Here is a 19,631-nt window from a genome sequence, read left to right on the forward strand (position 1 = left end):
GTCTTAATGAACCTTGCAGCCAATGCAAGAGACGCAATGCCCGAAGGAGGCACACTGACAATAGAGACAGGGCTTGAAGAGCTTGACATGGACTTTCTTAAGATACATGAGTATGGAAAGCCCGGGACGTATGCAGTGATAACAGTTACAGACACAGGGCACGGCATGGATGAAAGGACAAGACAGAGGATATTTGAGCCCTTCTTTACAACAAAAGAAGTAGGCAAAGGCACAGGGCTTGGGCTTTCAATGGTGTACGGCATAATCAAACAGCACAGCGGGTATATCACCTGCTACAGCGAACCCGGCAAAGGCACCACATTCAAGATATACCTGCCTGTTATTGAAAAAGAAACTGAAAAGACAAAAAAAGAAGAACCTATCACACTATCAGGCGGGACAGAGACAATCCTTCTGGCAGAGGATGAAGAAGAAGTAAGGAAACTCATGAAGTTAGTGCTTGAAGAGGCAGGGTATAAAGTAATAGAGGCAAAGGAAATAAAGCCTGATGTAAAAGCACTTTTTTCAAGCGGTTATCCCGCTGACTTCATACACAAAAAGGGGATACTTGAAGAGGGGCTGAACTTTATATCAAAACCTGCTCCGCCTCATGAACTCCTGAAGAGGATTAGGGAGGTGTTGGATAAATGACCCGTATTTTTCCGTCCAGTGATAACTCTTTTGACTGCTTTTCATCTCGGTGGCAATATCTAACTACTTAGGAATCCGCATCTGGGCGATCTGTATCCTTGTGGCTGCTCTTTCAAGCGATGCCTCAGCGCGGTGAAAATCGCACTCCTCGCACTTTTTCAGCCTTTCCTCAGCCCTCTTCATCGCAGCCTTGGCCCTCTCAACGTCTATCTCTTCTGATATCTCTGCACTGTCAGCAAGAACAAGAACTTTATCAGCGCCTATCTCTGCATATCCCCAGTTAACGAAAAAATACTTGGATTCTTTGGCTGTTTTTGCTATGAGCATACCTATCTTTAGCGTTGTCACATAAGGCGCATGCCCCGGAAGCACGCAGAATTCTCCCTCGCTTCCGTTAGCGGTAACCTCATCCACCTCTTCGCTGTATATCAGGCCGTGAGGTGTGACTATCTCTAATTTTAATTTGTTTTCCACTTTTCCTTATTCCTTAACTTTCAATTTTTAACTTTTAGTTTACACCTGTCTCGACCAACCAAGCTTCTTTGCGTTTTCCTCAACCTCTTCAATAGTCCCTGTCATATAGAAAGCCTGTTCAGGAACATCATCATATTTCCCATCTACAATAGCCTTGAAGCTCCTGATTGTGTCTGCAACCTTAACGTATTTACCGGGTCTCCCTGTAAACACCTCTGCAACATGGAACGGCTGGCTTAAAAATCTCTGCATCTTTCTTGCCCTTGATACTATCAGTTTGTCATCCTCTGAAAGCTCTTCCATACCCAAGATTGCGATAATATCCTGAAGCTCTTTATATCTCTGGAGTATCTTCTGAACACTCCTTGCAACCGCATAGTGCTCTTCCCCTATAACCTTTGGATCAAGAATTCTTGATGTGGAATCCAGAGGGTCAACTGCAGGATAGATCCCGAGCTCCGATATCTGCCTTGAGAGAACGACTGTCCCGTCAAGGTGCGTGAATGCTGTAGCAACAGCAGGGTCTGTAAGGTCATCAGCAGGAACATAGATTGCCTGCATTGAAGTGATCGCGCCTTTCTTTGTTGTTGTAATCCTCTCCTGCAAAATTCCCATGTCGGTTCCGAGTGTCGGCTGGTATCCGACAGCAGAAGGCATTCTTCCAAGGAGAGCTGAAAGCTCTGCGCCGGCAAGCGTATATCTGAATATGTTGTCTATGAATATTAGAACGTCCTGCCCCTCATCCCTGAAGTACTCTGCGCATGTAAGGGCTGTCAGCGCAACCCTGGCCCTTGCTCCGGGCGGCTCGTTCATCTGTCCGTAAATTAGGGCGACTTTTTCGAGAACGCCTGAATGCTTCATCTCACCGTAAAGGTCATTCCCTTCTCTGGTCCTTTCACCGACACCCGCAAATACTGAAACTCCGCCATGCTTCATGGCAATGTTATGAATCATCTCCATGATAACAACTGTCTTGCCGACACCTGCGCCGCCGAACATTCCCATCTTACCGCCTCTGACGAATGGGACAAGGAGGTCAAAAACCTTAACCCCCGTTTCAAAGACCTGTGTGGTCGGTTCCTGCTCACTAAACTCCGGAGCCGGCCTGTGAATCGGCAATCTATGTTCAGAAATTACGGGGCCGAGTTTATCAACACCTTCGCCTATGACATTAAGTATTCTTCCAAGCACTGCCTTTCCAACAGGAACAGTGATAGGCTGGCCTGTGTCAACTACAGGCGTTCCTCTTACAAGCCCGTCTGTTGCTGACATTGCAACCGTTCTGGCCTTGTTGTCGCCAAGATGTGATGCTACTTCCAGTGTTATCTTGATATCAGGTATCCCCTTTGAGGCATCCCCTTTCTGCTCCACTGTTACCGCATTCAATATTTCAGGCATCTTGCCTTCGAATTCAACATCAACAACTGCGCCTATAACCTGTGATACTTTTCCAATATTGCTCATCCTATACCCCCATATCTATTTAAATTCAAAGTTAAAAGTTAAGGAACTTATTTTAATTTTTCCATAATTTTGCATTTTTGAATTTTAAATCTTAAATTTTGAATTTATCCCTTTAGCGCCTCAACGCCGCCGACTATATCCATAAGTTCCTTGGTAATTGACGCCTGTCTTGCCTTATTAAACTGGAGAGTCAGGCTGTTTATCATATCATTGGCAGCCTTTGTCGCATTCTCCATTGCAGACATCCTTGCAGCCTCTTCCGAGGCCTGTGATTCAAGCAAGGCCCTGAATATCTGTATCTCAACATTCTTAGGAAGCAGATTATTGAATATATCTTCCTTTGAAGGCTCATATATGAAATTAAAAACCGGCAGTGTTTCCGCAGTTGCCTCTATTGACGCCAAGGGGAGAAGCCTTGTGACAACAACCTTTTGCGCAGCAACTGATTTAAACTCATTGTATGCAAGAATGATTTCATCGGTGGCCTCATTTGTATAGCTCTCAATAATATCCGCTGCTATTTCCTGGGCATTCACATATGAAATTCTCCCTGAAATGCCTGTCCAGCTTTTTTTCAGAGGGACATTTCTCCTCTTGAAATAGTCGACCGCCTTTCTTCCAATAGCGCTTACAGTAACTTCAAATCCCTCTTTCTTCAGATTCGATATATGTTTTGAAGCAGCTCTCAGTATATTAGAATTAAAAGCGCCGCAGAGCCCCCTGTCGCTTGTAAGAACAATGATATCCACATTCTTCCGGGGCCTTACCGCAAGGAGCGGATGTATCTCGCTCTCCGCACCGCCTGCAAGGCTTGAAAGTACAGCGCTCATCCTGTCGGCATACGGCCTCAGCTCAAACATCCTCTGCTGCGCCTTCCTGAATTTGGAAGCAGCAACCATCTTCATAGCCTTCGTTATCTTGCTGGTGCTATGAACAGCCTTTATTCTGCGTTTTATATCTCTAAGTGTAGGCATTTACGCCTGAAATCCTTTCTTGAAATCTTCAACAGCTGATGTTAGTTTTGCCTTGAGGGCGTCATCAATCGCCTTCTTTTCTCCAAGCTCTTTCTTGATATCCGACTTGCGGTCATTTATATAGCGCAGGAATTCCTGCTCAAACTTCTTGACTGATTCCACGGGAATATCATCAATGAATCCCTGTGTTGCGGCAAAAAGAACCATAACCTGATCTATCATTGTCATAGGCACAAACTGGTCCTGCTTAAGGAGTTCGACCATCCTTTTGCCTCTCTCTATCTGTGCCAGTGTTGTCTTGTCAAGGTCGCTTCCGAACTGCGCAAATGCGGCAAGCTCCCTGAACTGCGCAAGGTCCAGCCTTAGTGTGCCTGCGACCTGCTTCATCGCCTTTGTCTGCGCAGCTCCGCCGACACGGCTGACTGAGAGGCCTACATTAACGGCAGGCCTTATGCCTGCATAGAAAAGTTCAGGTTCAAGATATATCTGGCCGTCTGTGATAGAGATAACGTTTGTCGGAATATAACCTGAAACGTCGCCGGCCTGTGTTTCTATTATCGGCAATGCCGTAAGAGAGCCGCCTCCGAGTTCTTTAGAAAGTTTTGCAGCCCTTTCAAGAAGCCTTGAATGCAGATAGAAAACATCTCCGGGGAAGGCCTCACGTCCGGGCGGCCGTCTGAGAAGCAGCGACAACTGCCTGTACGCCGTAGCCTGCTTGCTGAGGTCATCGTATATTATCAATGCATGTTTGCCGTTATCCCTGAAATACTCGCCTATTGAGCATCCTGTGTATGGAGCAATGTACTGCAAAGGCGCGGGCTCGCTTGCTGTTGCGGAAACTATGATTGTGTGCTCCATCGCGCCGTTTTCTTCCAGAGTCTTCATAACACGCGCTACATTTGAACGCTTCTGTCCGACCGCAACATATATGCATGTAACATCTCCGCCCTTCTGGTTTATGATTGCATCAATAGCAACCGCTGTCTTTCCAACCTGACGGTCGCCGATAATAAGCTCTCTCTGTCCTCTTCCTACCGGTATCATGGAATCTATTGCCTTAAGGCCTGTCTGCATAGGTTCGGAAACAGGCTGCCTGTCGACAATACCCGGGGCAACAACATCAACTATCCTGAAATCTTTTGTGTTAATAGGGCCCTTTCCGTCAATCGGCTGCCCTATTGCATTGACAACCCTTCCTCTCATCGCTTCACCCACAGGCACGGACATAATCCTGCCTGTGCGTTTAACAATATCGCCTTCATGAATAAACGAGTCCTCTCCGAAGAGAACCGCACCCACACTATCTTCTTCAAGATTGAGCGCCATTCCCATAATATTATTCGGGAATTCGAGAAGCTCCGAAGACATGCATTTGTCAAGCCCGTAAATCCTCGCTATACCGTCGCCAACTGACACGACAGTGCCAATCTCGCTGACATCAACCTTCTTTTCAAAGTCTGTTATCTGTTTTCTTAGAAGTTCACTTATCTCGTCAACCTTAATTTCCATCTAATCACCCCTTTATAAGCTCATCTTTTAAAAGCCTCAATTGGCCTTTTATACTTGTGTCATACATTGTGCTGCCTACTTTTACAAGGATTCCTCCAAGCAAAGCAGGTTCCATAATAAATTCTATATCCACATCCCTCTCCGTCAATTTCTTTAATGAACGCTTAAGCCTCTCCTCATAATCTTTGCTTATCTCTATAGAAGTTAAAACAGTGGCCCTTGCGCGCTTTTTCTTCTCAAGATAAATGGCGGCGGCTATCTTAATTATTTCAGGCAGAGCGGCAATTATCCTGAACTCTGAAAGATGCATTACAAACCTGACAACCTTTTCAGAAAACCCTGCGCTTTCTGCCATCTTTTTCAATGCCTTCTCCCTGTCCGGCTGAGAAAATGCCGGGTTTAACAGAAAGCTCCTGAAATCTCTGCTCTTCACCATAAGGTTTTCTATCGCCGTAAGCTCAGTTAGCGCCTGAGGCACACCATCGATGTCTACAACATTTATAAGAGTCTTTGCGTATTTTTTAGCTTCTTTTGCCGGCTTCAATTTTTGCCTTCTATCTTTGCTAAAGATTCCTCGAGCAGTTTAAGCTGCTCTTCTTTAGTAAGTTTTTCTTTAAGTTTTTTCTCTGCAAGTTCTATTGCAATGGCAGATGCCTCTTCCATTATTGTTTCCTTAGCCCTTTTAACCTCATAAACTATATTAGTCCTTGCCTGCTCCAGTATCTTTTCTTTCATCCTGCTGCCTTCTTCAATAAGCCGCGCCTTCTCCTTTTCTCCCGACTCTTTTGCTGATGAAACAATCTCCCCTATCTCTCTATCCCTTGCCTTAAGCCTTTCTTCAACCTCTGCAAGGGCTTTCTGAGCCAGTTCCTTTGTCTCCTTTGCTTCCTTGAGGCTCTTCTCTATAAGCTCAGTCCTCTGTTTCAGGAAAGACTGTAACGGCTTTTTCCCGAACTTATATAAAACAAAGAAAAGAATTCCAAAATTTATAATCTTCCAGAAGTAGTCCTTAGCTATCGCTCCTGCGCTTCCTTCTTCCCCGCCTCCGCTTGCGAAAACAATACTTACAGATGCGAGATAGAGGATGCAGGATGCTAAAATGATTAACGAGTGAGGAGTAATGAGTGACGAGTTGTCAGTTTTTGAATTTTGAATTTTTTTCATGCCTTTAACAACTTCCTTACGATTTCATCTGAGAATTTATCCACATCAGCCCGTAAGGCCTGTCTTGCCTTTTCAGCCTCTGCCCTCAGTTCTGTTCTCGCCTTCTGAAGCATTCCGGATGCCTCTGTCTCGGCGCCTGAAAAGAGTTCCCTCTGCCTGTTCCCGCCTTCTGCCCTGAGGGTTTCAAACGCCTCCTTCGCCTTGTCTCTGGCATCCGCTAAGTCCTTATTCAGCCTCGCAATGGCCTCGTCTTTCTTTTGGAACATCTCCTTCGCAGAACCGAGCGCGCCGCTTATATTGTCTTCTCTTTCTTTGAACAGCTTGAGCATGGGTTTAAAGAGAATATAGTTGAGGGCAATCAGCAATCCTAAAAAATTTGCAAGCAAGATAAGAAAGTCTCTTGGTATAAGTTCTAACATTGCTCCACCCTGTTTTTATTGATAGATTTTTTTGATAATCAAAAGTGAAAACGATGAAATTTATCACATATTTTTTTCCTTTGTCAAGGGAAAGGCTTAAAACTCAGGAAGAATTTTTTAAATCGTTTTATAAGTTTTCCTAATTTGTGAGGTATAATAGCAGAAATGTTCTCTGAATCACTCATCCGGCTCAAAAAAATGAATCTCCTGCGGGAGATAAAAAATTGCAATTCTCCGCAAGGTTCAAGAATATCAATGGACGGGAAAAACTACATAAATTTTTCGTCAAACAACTATCTCGGACTTGCAAATCACCCTCACGTAATTGAATCCTCAAAGAAAGCTATTGCGATGTTCGGTTTCGGCTCAGGCGCATCAAGGCTTCTCTGCGGCGGAAGTATTCTTCATAGTGAACTTGAAAAAAAGACAGCAGAATTCAAGGGAACAGAATCAGCCCTTATCTTTAATTCAGGCTATTCGGCAAATATAGGGATAATCCCTGCAATTGCTGATGAAGAAGACGTGATATTCAGCGATGAGCTCAACCATGCAAGCATAGTTGACGGATGCAGGCTGAGCAAGGCAAAGAAAATAATTTACAGGCACAAAGATATAGGGCACCTTTCAGAGTTGATAGAAAAAGAAAAAGCAAAGAGGAAAATAATCATCACAGATTCCGTATTCAGCATGGATGGCGACATCGCTCCGTTAAAGGAGATTTTTAATCTTTGCTTAACTTTTAACTCTACACTCTCAACTCCTAACTTTCTTCTCTATATAGACGACGCTCACGGCACAGGTGTGCTTGGAAACGGAAAAGGCGCACTCGCGCATTTTGGCATAAAGCCGGGGCCGTGGATTATACAGATGGGAACTTTCTCAAAGGCGCTGGGTTCATTCGGAGCATTTGCTGCCGGAAGCAAAGACGCCATAGAGTGGATACTTAACACTGCAAGAAGTTTTATATTTTCCACAGCCCTGCCTTCATGCGCTGCCGCAGCCTCAATTGCCGCATTAGAGGTGATAGAAAAAGAGCCGGAACTCCTTAACAAACTATGGTCCAACAGAGAACACGCTGTTCACGGAATTACAAAACTCGGTTATGATATTATGGGCAGCGAAACACCGATAATCCCTGTCAGGACAGGAACAGTTGAAAAAGCGCTGAGAATATCACGGCATCTTATGGAAAACGGCATCTTTGCGTCTGCGATAAGGCCGCCGTCTGTAAAAGAACCGCGGATAAGAATAACAGTGACAGCCGCTCATACAACTGAAGATATTGAAAGGCTGATAAAAGCATTAGACAGTATAAAACTTTAGAGCAGTAGCCCAGTAGCGCAGCAGCGCAGCCGTTTTCCAGTGAATTTTTTGACTGTGGAACTATTGCTCTACTGCACTTCTGCTCTGCTGTTCCAAAATATGATATGCTTATATTATGCCTGAGCTCAGATTAAACCTTATAACAAGAGAGTGGGTAATAATCGCAACCGAGCGGGCAAAACGGCCTGATGAATTCCGCCAGAGAAGAGACAAAAAATATCTGCCTGAACATGACAAAAACTGCCCTTTCTGCCCCGGCAATGAAGACAAAACCCCCGGAGAAATAATGAAGGTGTCCTCTGACGGGAACTGGAAGATAAGGGTAACGCCTAATAAGTTTTCCGCGCTGAGCTTTGAAGGAGAACGAAAGCGGATAAACGAAGGCTTGAAACATCTTGTCACCGGTGTCGGAAGGCACGAGGTAATAATAGAGTCAGCCCTCCACAATATGCCAACAGCGCTTATGCCTGTAGAGGATGTAGCTGATATTTTAAGGGTTTATAAAAACCGTTTTCTTGACATCTATAACGATTCCAGAACAGAGCATGTAATAATCTTCAAAAACAACGGAGAGAAGGCAGGCACATCAATCGAACATGCCCATTCACAGATTGTAGGCACGCCTGTAACTCCGATGCAGGTAAGGGACAGAATGGATGAGACAACAAGATATTTTGACAATACAGGAGAATGCCTGATGTGCGCTACCGTGAGGTCTGAACTTTCAGAGGGCAGGCGGATAATATTGGATACAAACCATTTCGTGACATTCATCCCGTATGCGGCGCTGTCTCCGTTTCACACATGGATATTCCCCAAAAAGCATAATGCATCTTTTGGAGACATAAGCGAGGAAGAAATAGCTGACCTTGCATATAATCTAAAAACAGCGCTCTCTAAGATTTATCACGGACTGGATAACCCTGACTACAACTATGTCATTCGCTCTGAAAGCCCGAAGGAAAGCGGCTCCGAATATTTCCACTGGTATCTGAGTATTGTGCCGAGGGTAATTCAGGCAGCAGGATTTGAACTCGGCTCAGGCATGTATATAAACACGTCCCTGCCTGAAGAGATTGCGGAGTTTTTGAGAAAAGTTAAAACTGATTCCTAATGCCTGCCTTGTATCTACACAAATTTACCAAGAATATCGTAAACAGTTTTTATGGCAAGTGAATCCTCCGGCAGTTCCACGATTGCTCTACCCTGAAGGTCGTATTGAAAAACATTCTTATCCTGAGGAACGACACCGGCAACTTCAAGCCCGAGAGACCCGGCAAGTTTTTTGAGTTCATCGCCCTCATCGCCTGTTACCCTGTTGATTATCAGCATATGCTTATCAATATCAAGGTCCAGCTCTTTTACGAGGTCTGCAATCCTCCTTGCTGTTTTGATGCCCCTTACAGTCGGGTCGCTTATTATCAGCAGCAGGTCAACCTTATGCGTAGTCCTCCTGCTCAGATGCTCCATGCCCGCCTCATTGTCTATCACAACATAAGAATATGTCTCTGAAAGCTTGTCAGTGTATTTTCTGATTATGTTATTCGCAGCGCAGTAACAGCCGGGGCCCTCAGGCCTTCCCATTACCATCAAATCAAAACCCTTTGCCTCTATGACTGACCGCTGAACCTGATAGTCAAACAACTGCTCCATTGACATGCCGCCGGGCCTTTCCATTCCGCCTCTTATTGTCTGGAGGGATTCCTCTCTCAGATGGCCGATTGTCGCATGGACATCAACGCCCAATGCCTCGTTCAGGCAGGAATTGCTGTCAGCATCAACTGCAAGCACAGCCTTTTTCTTTTTTTCAACGAGATACTTGACAGTCAGCGCAGATATGCTTGTTTTCCCTGTCCCGCCTTTTCCTGCAAGCGCAATCACAAACGCCATATTTTATTTATCCAGTCAGTCTTAATCATTCCTCGCCAATTGCCTCCAGATCAGCAATATCTTTTTTTCTTCCAATAGCGCGTTTATTTTGAATGAACTGTTCCCGTCCTATATAGTGCACCGCTATGCCCCCATAAGTTCCCGTAACACGACTTGCAAATGCTTCTTCCCATGATATTCCTGTAAGCGATGTCACAATGTCTATTCGAACCGGCGCAACGCCAAGCTGGACTACCCTGCCATGAATTGTGAAATCCTCAACAGTCAGCCCAAGAGAACCAAAACCAAATTTTTCAAGCGCAGAGAGAATGTTTTTAGCGTTCTCTGGATCGGAGCGGACAAAAATATCTATGTCTCCTGTATATCGCGGGGCACCATAATATGCAAGAGCATGTGCGCCGACTATTATGTAATCAACTTTGTGGGTGTTGAATAACGCGAGCAGATCTCTGAAATCTTGCTGAGCTTCCATTGTGTTGTCTCCTCAACTGCTCAAGAGCAGCGACACGTTCATCGGGTTTTCTGGACAACCAGTAAGCAAGGTTCTCTTTTATCTCTGAGAAATCTTTCAGGTTTTCCCTTCGCACAACCTTCTCTATCATGTTAATATTATAACAATTCCCCCCATAAAAAGCCTTTCATTTATCTTCAGCAGAAAAATATAAAGACATTCCCATGGACTTTGCCGATGCTACGCTTGTGGTTCTGGCTGAGGAGATCGATGAAGATTTCACGCTTGATATGAGGGGCTTTCAGGCATACCGGATTCATGAAAGAAAATCATTTAAGATTTGGCCAAGATAATACCTCCCAAAATTTCTACTTTTATGGTATATTGCTTACATCATGGCAATAAATAAGAAATTCGTATAATCATCGTTATGTGTTAAAGAATGTTTGATAATTCAATAATCAAAAAAACTGGACAAATGTGGAAGCTTAATTTAGCTTTCATGCTAACAATTCTCGGAGTTGCTTCATTATTTTATGGCGTCAATATCGCAGATGCGCAACCTGATTCTTTGGCTGTATCTTTAGTGCTATGCGGCATAATTGTTGCATTTGCCAGTTTAATATTTGGGATTGTATCAATCCGCTGTCCGAATTGCAAGACACTATGGTTATGGCAAGGAATTAGCGGTAAAAGTTCAAATCAATGGTTAATTTGGCTACTATCGCGAACTGAATGTCCAAAATGCAAAAAATAATTTATAATCACATAACCTATCCATCAACCCGACGCGGAATAAACGCCGTTTGGTTTTGTTCCGGGGTGGTTGCTCCAGCGGGTCAGCCGAATCGTTAAGCCTCCGAAGGGAATAAAATTCTTATCCTGCTTTTCCTAAAAGCTCAAAGAATCTTTCTCAGGCTTACTATGTTTCCCCTCACCACACCCTGAAAAGTCTTTGTATATTCTTTATCTCTCCTGCAAGGCTTTCTGTCTTTGAAAATCTATAGTCTCTGTGCGTTTTAACTTCAAGCCTGCCGTCCTTCTCTGTTATTTTTACAGCGCCGCTCATGTCCGTGCGGTATATTTTTGCGCCTTCAAGCATTTCAAGCGTTTCCCGATGCGGATGTCCATAGGCATTATCCCTTCCCACGCTTATTACTGCAATCTCAGGAGATGCCGCATCATAGAATGGTTTATACGCTGATGTCCTGCCGCCGTGATGCGGGACTTTAACAACATCACTCTTAAGCCATTTGCCAAGATGGATTATATCCTCTTGTGCTTCATCTTCAATATCTCCTGTGAATAAAAATGATTTCTTCCTTCCGCCTGAGGCAGATTCTATCTTTAATACCAGTGAACTGTTATTCCCTCCGTTATCGCTGTCTCCTCTCATGGCGTAAAATTCTTTATACGGATGAAGCGCATATATCTTATATCCATTACCTTCAATCACATCGCCCCTCTCAAGCATCCTGCGAACTATACCCGTGCTGTTTCCCTCCGGATAAATAATGCGTCCGCTGTCCCACATCTCTTTAACCTTAAACCGTGCCGTCAGATAATCTGTTCCTCCCGCATGGTCAGAATCTGCATGTGAGAGAACAAGGGCGTCTATGCTTTTCATACCGAGATATTTCAAAAATGCAGAAACTTCGCGGCCGCTTCTTCCTGTATCCATCACAACAACTTTTTTATCGGGGAGTTCTATTACTGCTCCGTCTCCCTGCCCGACATCAAGATACGTTATTCCCATTTCGCCGCCTCTTAAAAAGATATGCGCCGACACATAGGCTATCATCAGGAGAAAAGTGATTACAGGGACCAGTTTCTTCTTGCTTACGAAAAAATAAAAAACAAATCCTACATAAAAGATTATTACTGCAAACACGGGGAATGCAGGAATCTTTATATCTGAAAACTGGAATTCCGCCATAAATCTCACGGAATAGACAGTAATGTCAGTTACTGTTTTTACCAGAGAGCCGAACATATAATGTCCTGTAAAAAGAAACATGAAAGACGATATCAGCGACAGAGGCAAGAGCAGAAAACCTATCAGCGGCGTGATTAAGAGATTGGACAGCGGAGATATAATGGAAAAATAATGAAAGTGATATGCAACCAGAGGCGCTGTTCCAAGAGAGGCTGCAAGCGTAAGTAGAAGGGAAGCCCGAAGAGCAGTAGCGCAGTAGAGCAGCAGCGCAGTAGTTTTTGAGATTTGTTGTCCTGCTGCTGTGCTGTTTTGTTGCTCCTCTGCTCTGCCCATCTCTATTGAAAACCCGATAAAAAGCACTGCAAGGAATGAGAGCTGAAAAGAAAGGCTGAACAGAGACTCGGGATTCCACAAGACAATCACAAAAGCGGCAAACAAGAGCGAGTTAAGCCAGAATCTTTTTCTGCCTATCAAAAGCCCGATGAGAAACAGGCTTATCATTATAAAAGACCTAACTGCAGGAATGCTCCACCCTGAGAGAGCAAGATATGCAAGCATGAACGGAAGGCTCAGAGCCGCCGCCCCCTGAGACGGCGTGAAGTAGAGTGTAATCCTCTGGAGCAAACTGTATGGCAGAAATTTTATTACAAACCTGAATAAACCGAACAGGAGAACAGAGAAGATTCCGAAATGCGTGCCTGAAATGCTTAAAATATGCGCAAGCCCTGTTGAGCTAAAGGCGTCTTTCAATCCGTCGCTCATATTGCCTCTCTGCCCTGTGGTTATGGCAGAAACAAGTGCGCCTGAATCAGCGCTGAAGTTCTCTGTAACATATCTGTTAAGTTTCGCCCTTGCATCTTCAAACACTGCCCATACGCTTTTTTTGCCGCCCCTTAAGTCTTTAACTTCAATAAGGTTTGCATAGAGATTGTTGTTTTCGGTCCTTCCGGGATTGAACTTTCTATTGTCTTTGCCTATCTTGACTGCTATATTGTATCGCTCTCCTGCTATAAACTCATAATCGGAAAAAATAAAAATATCTTTTTCCTCAATCTCTTTTAATGCCTTTCCTGTTTCCTCATCTGCTGCCGAGCTTACATGAAACTCCTGAATAAATTTTCCTGTAGATGCCGCAACCGCATCTGAACTGAACTCCCCTGATACGATTATTTCTTTTCCCCTGATATTAGAAAAATCAGCCTCAGGCGCATATCTGAAAAAGGCATATAAAACTCCGAAAACAAGGACAGGGATTAACAGGTATCTTTTCTTAAAAATCAGGCCGGCAAGAAACAGAAAAAATATGATACTGCTTGTGAAGGGGAAATAATGAAATGAATAAAACAGGATAACGCCGGCAAGAAATGAGATGAAAAATGCCATTCTTAATCCATATTACTTATAAATATTCTCTCACAACTTTTGAGATTTCATTCCCCAGCTTCTCTATCAACCGCCTCTCTTTACCCTCAACCATCACTCTTATCTTCGGCTCTGTGCCTGACGGCCTTACAAGTATCCTGCCGTTGCCGGCGAGTCTCTCCTCGGCCTTCCTGATTGCCGCCCCTATTTCAGGGATTGATTTAAAGTCCTTTCTCTTTTCTGTCTCAATATTTATGAGAATCTGAGGATACAGCGTTATATCAGATACAAGTTTGGAGAAAGGCTTGCCTCTTTTCCTCATCAGATAAAGCACATGAAGGGCGGTGATAGGCCCGTCCCCTGTTGTATTGTAATCAGAGAATATTATATGCCCGGACTGTTCTCCGCCAAAGTTATATCCGCCTGCGCGCATCTTCTCGGCAACAAATCTGTCTCCGACCTTGGTCCTTATAAATTTAATCCCATTCCTTGCAAGATAATGCTCAAGCCCAAGGTTGCTCATAACCGTGGAGACAACTGTATTGCCTTTAAGCCTTCCTTCCCTTTTAAACTCTCTCGCGCATATCCCTATAATCTGATCTCCATCAACGATTCTGCCTTTTTCATCACAGAAAATAGTCCTGTCAGCATCGCCGTCATGCGCAATGCCGGCATGAGCCCTGTGCTGCCTGACAGCCTTCTGAAGCATTTCAGGATAGAGCGCTCCGCAGCCGTCATTAATGTTAACGCCGTCAGGCTTATCATTTATCACTGTAACTTCAGCGCCGAGTTCACGCAGAACCCACGGTGTTGTTTTATACGCAGCTCCGTTTGCGCAGTCAACAACAACCTTTATCCCTTCAAGCGTCACGCCTTTGGGCACAGTTGATTTTATATATTCAATATACCTGCCTGTTGCATCATCAAGCCTGTATGCCTTCCCTATATCAGAACCAGAAGGCCTTTTTGTGCCAAGCCCGTCATCCACCACAAGCTCTTCTATGCTCTTTTCTATTTCACCGGGAAGCTTGAACCCGTCAGATGAAAAAAACTTTATTCCGTTATCCTCGTAAGGATTATGCGATGCCGATATCACAATCCCTGCGTCAAGCCTCAAAGCCCTTGTAAGAAATGCCACTCCGGGAGTCGGTATAGGCCCCACAAGCGTTACGTTCATCCCCATTGAGCAAATTCCGGAGGTAAGGGCGCTTTCTATCATATACCCTGAAAGCCTTGTGTCCTTTCCTATCAGAACCATATTCCTGCCGTGCTTTTTCCTCAGAACCTTAGCTGCCGCCATTCCGATCCTGAGCACATTTTCAGGAGTCATGGGATGCTTATTTACCCTGCCTCTTATGCCGTCTGTACCGAATAATTTCATCTGAAAATACCTCTAACTAATTGATTTGTAAGTTATTTATAATTTGTCATTCTCTGGCTTGACCAGAGAATCCAGTTCCTCTTTTCTGGATTCCCCGATTAAATCGGGGAATGACACTGTTTTTTCACACTTACACTGTTCACTTTCTTTTTATAACAACCTTTACGCTGACTTCCTGCATATCAGTCCTTATATTCCTGCCGGCCATGTCAATGCGCACAGTCTGCGTAAAAGTTTTATCAGCGTCTGAAATATCCACAGGCTCGGTCCTCAGAAATTTTACTTTGCCTGTCTCTGTCCTTACTCCCTCAATGGCCAACTCCTTAGGCAAAATTTCCACAGAACTCACAACAAACCCTTCCTTGGGACTGCCGGCCACAATTGCATTTACAGGCACGGTCTTAATAAGCGTCTCTTCCAGCACAATCCATACAGACGAGGGGGTTATTCCTGTAATGTTAATTGTATGGGGGATTTTAATATCGTCCTTGTTTATATAGTATATTCCTCTCCCTTTTTTTGCCTTGCTCAAATCCACATGAACTCTTACATCAGACGGTTTCATATTCCTGAGAATTCTATCCTGTCCTTTCAGGCTCACATTTACAGATTTCACTCCCTGCTTAATGCTTTCAAGCCCCTGCGGCATATTTTTGAGTTCCATAGGAATGTCAAGTGATATCTCAGACTGTCCCTTTGAGATAACAAAAAACCACAAGATTATCGCCATGATAACCGCAGTAACTTTCAATCCGAAATTCTCAAGCAAGCGCCTTCTCATTGCGCCGCCTTCTCGTAGAGTCGAGTCTCCGACTTCTTGGATGTGAACATATCCGTTAATATATCACGGAGCGTCCCCATGTCAATATGGGTTTCGAGTTTTCCGGCAATAGCCATAGAGATATTGCCTGTTTCTTCAGAAACTATAATAGCAACCGCATCTGTTTCTTCTGTAAGCCCGAGGCCTGCCCTGTGCCTTGTGCCCATGGCTTTATCAACCTCGGTGCTGAGCATTATGGGAAGAAAACAACCTGCTGCGATAATCCTGTTGCCTTTTATAATAACCGCTCCGTCGTGTATCGGAGATGAAGGATGAAAGATGCTGAGAAGTATTTCGCGCGTAACCTTTGCGTCAAGCGCTGTTCCTATCTCAACAAATTCATTCAGGCTTGTTTCACGCTCAATAACAATCAGTGCTCCAATCTTTCTGTTTGCAAGGGCCACTGAAGCCTTGACAATTTCTTCCAGAGATTTGAGTTCCTCGGCTGAAGTGAATGACTGCAGAAACGGAGTCTCGCCCATACGCGCAAGCGCCCTTCGTATCTCAGGCTGGAAGAGCACTATAAGCGCTATAACTATCTGCGCCCAGAAGCTCTGGATTATCCAGTCCATCGTATAAAGTCCTGTATAACCTGAAAGGAGAGAGGCCAGCAGCAGCACTCCGATGCCTATAAGCATCTGAACGGCCTTTGTGCCTTTTATAAACAGAAGCAGACGGTAAAGCAGAAGGGACACGAGAATAATGTCCAGAATATCCTGCCACCTTAATTGCCTGAATATTTCCACTTCAGACTCTCTTTTTAAGCCAGTCTTTAGGATTTATTACATGAAAGTTTCCGTTACCATCCGAATAAACCACCCTTGCAATCCGCGCATTGAGTATTATCCTTTTGCACATCATGCACGGCTCTGAATGGCATTCATCAGCGCTATCATCCGCGCCCGATATATAAATGGTTGCGCCTTCAAGTTCATGAACTGCTGCGCGTATTACTGCATTTACCTCTGCGTGAACGCTGTGGCAGAGTTCGTATCTTTCGCCGTGAGGGATTTGAAGTTCCTTTCTCGTGCATTTTCCAACTTCAAGACAATCCTTCATGCCTGCGGGAGCGCCGTTATACCCTGTGCTCACGATAATATTGTCTTTCGTAATTACAGCGCCGTATTTGCGCCTGAGGCATGTAGCCCTTGTTGAGACAGCCTTGGCTATGTTTATGAAATATTCATCCCAGCCCGGCCTCTTACTCTTCTTTTTGATTTTAGGCATATTCTATATTATTAAATTCAGAGTGCAAAATGCAAAGATGGCTATAAAGAATGTTATTTTCTCGCCCTCAAAAACGCAGCGAAAAAGAGCGCTGTGATTATCAGGACGATTGCGCCGCCAGGCGAGAGGTCAAACTGATATGAAAGATAAAGCCCTGCTATCGTAGAAAAAAGCGCAACAGCGCATGATATGAGCATCATCGGATAAAAACTTCTTGAAAGCAGTTGTGCAACAGCGCCGGGGATGACAAGAAGGGCGGAAACAAGGATAATCCCCACAACCTTGATAGAGATAACAATCGCCACTGCCATAGAGAGCAGAAAGAGCGATTTAATCAGACGTGTCGGGATACCGCTTACAATCGCAAGCTCTTCATTGAATGTCGTAAACAAAAGCTCCTTCATAATCATCATAATCGCAGCAAGGATTACGACCGTCACTGCAATCGTCAGCCACATCTCGCTTTCGCTTATTGCGAGTATGCTTCCGAAGAGATAGCCGAAAAGATCTACATTGTAACTTTTTGAAAGGCTTATCAGAACTATGCCGAGAGCCATTGAGCTTGAAAAGAATACGCCTATGGCGGTATCTTCCGCCACCCTGCCCTTTGAGCTTATTTTCTCAATTCCGAATGCCACAAAGATGGAATATATCATCGCCGTTATGACAGGATTTACTCCCGCAAGAAAACCTATTGCGACTCCTCCGAATGCCGCATGGGAAATGCCTGAGCCGACAAATGCAACCCTTCTCATGACAACAAACACAGATATTATCCCTGTGAGAATGCTAACAACAATCCCCGTGATAACCGCCCTCTGCATGAACCCGTATGACAAGATTTCCATTATTTTCTCAGCCTCTCGCATTTATCGCATAAGTCAGAATGTATCAGTATATCCACATTCTTGCCGTAGAGCCTTTCAAGCACATTTTCGTCAAGCGCGCCAAGAGGCGCGCCGTGGTAATAGAGAATTTTATTCAAACAGGCAATTTCATCAACATAGGCTGTCACAGCGCCGATATCATGCGACACCATGATAATTGTCAGTCCGAGTCTCTTCTGAAATCCTTTAAGGAGATGATAAAAATCCTCCTGCCCCACAACATCTATGCCTGTGCTCGGCTCATCAAGTATTAGCATTTTCGGATTGCTCACAAGCGCCCTTGCAATAGAGATGCGCTGCTGCTCTCCGCCTGACATCTCGCCAAAGGAAAAATTCTCATGCCCCGACATCCCGATAAGCTCTATATATTCACGCGCCTTTTCTTTGTCCTTTTTTGAAGGCCATCTGAAAAATCCGAGCCTGCCATATAATCCCATTGTTACAACATCTATCGCCCTTGCAGGGAAATTAATATCAAGGTTAAGATGCTGCGGCACATAACCGAAAACTCCTGCTTTCAAACATTCCCCGGAAGATTTACCCAGCACCCTTACATCTCCTGTAGAATGCTTAATAAGGCCGAGTATTGACTTCAGAAATGTTGTCTTGCCGCTGCCGTTAGGCCCGACAATGCCGAGGAATTTCCCTTCTTCAAGAGAGAGGTTTATATCCTTCAGTATCTCTTTGCCGCTCAGAACAACAGAAAGGTTTTTTATTTCCAGCGCTTTCACTTCATTCCCTCTTCCATTATTGAAAGGTTATATTTCATAAGGCCTATATATGTATCTCTGCCTTTAACATTAGCGCCGCCAATCGGATCAAGAAACAAAACCTTAGCGCCTGCCTCCTTTGCAATCACCTCTGCAATCTTTGGATTGAACTGCGGCTCTGCAAAGACAATTTTTGAGTTTATCTTCTTTATCTCACTTACAATCTTTGCAATATGTTTCGGAGAAGGCTCCCTGCCGGGAGATTCCTCTATAACCCCTGTAACCCTGAGCCCGTATCTTTTTGAAAAATAGTTCCATGCAGGATGAAAGGTTACATACTCTTTTACACGGAAACTTTTTACTCTATTCATAATCTCGATGTGAAGGGCATCTAAATCTTTTTTATATTTCTCAGCATTCTCTCTGTAATAAGCCTCTCCCCCGGGGTCAGCCCTGGAGAGAGCATTCTTTACCTTATCCACAACTGTTTTCATTAATACAGGGTCAAGCCACACATGAGGGTCGGCAGATTCTGAATGTTCTTTTTTTTCATAGGTATCTCCCTCCGCATGAGAATGAACATGCCTTATCAGGGGAAGCCCTGATGCTGCATCAACTATAATGAGATTCCTGTTAGAAGATGCCTTCATCATCTTCTCTGCCCAGAATTCAAGCCCCGCGCCTGCCTTTACAAAAATCTTTGAATTCTGTATCTCCATCATATCCAATGGCGTGGGCTCAAATGTATGCGGCGAGGCAGCAGGGGGCAGCATTACCTTTACACTGACCCTGTCTTTGCCGACCTGTTTTGTGACATCACCGAGAGGCTGAATACTTGCAACAACTTTTATCTTTTCTGCAAAGGAGGCATGAGCAAAAGACAAAAACACTGCTATAAAAATTACGATAAATCTTTTCATATCTTTAATGTCCTCTATGGTAGCGGTGTTTGAAATTACTGTCAAGAGAGAGCAGTTCGTGTAAAATAT

Annotated in this window: 20 protein-coding genes; 3 read left to right on the forward strand and 17 right to left on the reverse strand. The window is 44.3% G+C overall.

Annotated features, from left to right (window positions below; translation table 11 throughout):
- A partial coding sequence (locus HY035_03870) for a hypothetical protein (GenBank protein MBI3377526.1) occupies positions 1 to 651 on the forward strand: 651 nt, incomplete at its 5' end.
- Between the two features lie 63 nt (positions 652 to 714).
- On the opposite strand, the gene HY035_03875 is transcribed toward HY035_03870, so the two are convergent.
- The 7 genes from HY035_03875 to HY035_03905 all read right to left on the reverse strand — a co-directional run bounded on the left by HY035_03875 (position 715) and on the right by HY035_03905 (position 6,655).
- Positions 715 to 1,125, reverse strand: a complete 411-nt coding sequence (locus HY035_03875; GenBank protein MBI3377527.1) for a F0F1 ATP synthase subunit epsilon — start codon at positions 1,123 to 1,125, stop codon at positions 715 to 717.
- Positions 1,126 to 1,164: 39 nt separating this feature from the next.
- Positions 1,165 to 2,589, reverse strand: a complete 1,425-nt coding sequence (gene atpD / locus HY035_03880; protein MBI3377528.1) for a F0F1 ATP synthase subunit beta — start codon at positions 2,587 to 2,589, stop codon at positions 1,165 to 1,167.
- Between the two features lie 104 nt (positions 2,590 to 2,693).
- A complete protein-coding gene (gene atpG, locus HY035_03885; GenBank protein ID MBI3377529.1) occupies positions 2,694 to 3,563 on the reverse strand; it encodes an ATP synthase F1 subunit gamma in 870 nt (289 codons plus the stop codon).
- Positions 3,564 to 5,072, reverse strand: a complete 1,509-nt coding sequence (locus HY035_03890) for a F0F1 ATP synthase subunit alpha (GenBank protein MBI3377530.1) — start codon at positions 5,070 to 5,072, stop codon at positions 3,564 to 3,566.
- A gap of 4 nt (positions 5,073 to 5,076) precedes the next feature.
- Positions 5,077 to 5,616 carry an ATP synthase F1 subunit delta gene (atpH, locus tag HY035_03895; GenBank protein MBI3377531.1) on the reverse strand — a complete coding sequence of 180 codons (540 nt, stop codon included), beginning with the start codon at positions 5,614 to 5,616 and terminating at the stop codon, positions 5,077 to 5,079.
- Complete coding sequence (gene atpF, locus HY035_03900) at positions 5,613 to 6,236, reverse strand: F0F1 ATP synthase subunit B (GenBank protein MBI3377532.1); 624 nt, start codon at positions 6,234 to 6,236, stop codon at positions 5,613 to 5,615. The genes atpH and atpF overlap by 4 nt, the downstream gene beginning before the upstream one ends.
- On the reverse strand, positions 6,233 to 6,655 hold the full coding sequence (locus HY035_03905; GenBank protein MBI3377533.1) for an ATP synthase F0 subunit B: 423 nt from the start codon (positions 6,653 to 6,655) through the stop codon (positions 6,233 to 6,235). The genes atpF and HY035_03905 overlap by 4 nt, the downstream gene beginning before the upstream one ends.
- 165 nt (positions 6,656 to 6,820) lie before the next feature.
- Between HY035_03905 and bioF the strand changes: the two genes are divergently transcribed.
- Together bioF and galT are read left to right on the forward strand one after the other, a co-directional pair.
- The gene (gene bioF, locus HY035_03910; protein MBI3377534.1) at positions 6,821 to 7,978 is read left to right on the forward strand and encodes an 8-amino-7-oxononanoate synthase; all 1,158 of its coding nucleotides are present in this window, start codon (positions 6,821 to 6,823) and stop codon (positions 7,976 to 7,978) included.
- Positions 7,979 to 8,093: 115 nt separating this feature from the next.
- Entirely contained in the window at positions 8,094 to 9,092 is a 999-nt protein-coding gene (gene galT / locus HY035_03915; GenBank protein ID MBI3377535.1) for a galactose-1-phosphate uridylyltransferase, read from the forward strand.
- Positions 9,093 to 9,106: 14 nt separating this feature from the next.
- Here galT and HY035_03920 read toward each other — a convergent pair whose 3' ends face one another.
- From HY035_03920 to HY035_03965, 10 genes are all read right to left on the reverse strand, one after another.
- Positions 9,107 to 9,868 carry an AAA family ATPase gene (locus tag HY035_03920; GenBank protein ID MBI3377536.1) on the reverse strand — a complete coding sequence of 254 codons (762 nt, stop codon included), beginning with the start codon at positions 9,866 to 9,868 and terminating at the stop codon, positions 9,107 to 9,109.
- 25 nt (positions 9,869 to 9,893) lie between these two features.
- Positions 9,894 to 10,340: a hypothetical protein gene (locus tag HY035_03925; protein ID MBI3377537.1), complete on the reverse strand. Its 447-nt coding sequence runs from the start codon at positions 10,338 to 10,340 to the stop codon at positions 9,894 to 9,896.
- 913 nt (positions 10,341 to 11,253) lie between these two features.
- Positions 11,254 to 13,638, reverse strand: a complete 2,385-nt coding sequence (locus HY035_03930) for a DNA internalization-related competence protein ComEC/Rec2 (protein ID MBI3377538.1) — start codon at positions 13,636 to 13,638, stop codon at positions 11,254 to 11,256.
- A 16-nt stretch (positions 13,639 to 13,654) separates the two neighbouring features.
- Positions 13,655 to 14,998 (reverse strand): phosphoglucosamine mutase, encoded by a 1,344-nt coding sequence (locus tag HY035_03935; protein ID MBI3377539.1) that lies wholly within the window; start codon positions 14,996 to 14,998, stop codon positions 13,655 to 13,657.
- Between the two features lie 139 nt (positions 14,999 to 15,137).
- Positions 15,138 to 15,779: a YbbR-like domain-containing protein gene (locus HY035_03940; GenBank protein ID MBI3377540.1), complete on the reverse strand. Its 642-nt coding sequence runs from the start codon at positions 15,777 to 15,779 to the stop codon at positions 15,138 to 15,140.
- The gene (locus tag HY035_03945; protein MBI3377541.1) at positions 15,776 to 16,564 is read right to left on the reverse strand and encodes a TIGR00159 family protein; all 789 of its coding nucleotides are present in this window, start codon (positions 16,562 to 16,564) and stop codon (positions 15,776 to 15,778) included. The genes HY035_03940 and HY035_03945 overlap by 4 nt, the downstream gene beginning before the upstream one ends.
- Before the next feature lies 1 nt (position 16,565).
- A complete protein-coding gene (locus tag HY035_03950) occupies positions 16,566 to 17,045 on the reverse strand; it encodes a cytidine deaminase (GenBank protein MBI3377542.1) in 480 nt (159 codons plus the stop codon).
- A gap of 53 nt (positions 17,046 to 17,098) precedes the next feature.
- A complete protein-coding gene (locus tag HY035_03955) occupies positions 17,099 to 17,893 on the reverse strand; it encodes a metal ABC transporter permease (GenBank protein MBI3377543.1) in 795 nt (264 codons plus the stop codon).
- Positions 17,893 to 18,663, reverse strand: a complete 771-nt coding sequence (locus HY035_03960; protein MBI3377544.1) for an ABC transporter ATP-binding protein — start codon at positions 18,661 to 18,663, stop codon at positions 17,893 to 17,895. Before HY035_03960 ends, HY035_03955 begins: the two co-directional genes overlap by 1 nt.
- Entirely contained in the window at positions 18,660 to 19,562 is a 903-nt protein-coding gene (locus HY035_03965) for a zinc ABC transporter substrate-binding protein (GenBank protein MBI3377545.1), read from the reverse strand. The genes HY035_03960 and HY035_03965 overlap by 4 nt, the downstream gene beginning before the upstream one ends.
- Positions 19,563 to 19,631: the final 69 nt, after the last annotated feature.

It is taken from the genome of Nitrospirota bacterium, assembly GCA_016195565.1.
In the GTDB taxonomy this organism is placed as follows: Bacteria; Nitrospirota; Thermodesulfovibrionia; order Thermodesulfovibrionales; family UBA1546; genus UBA1546.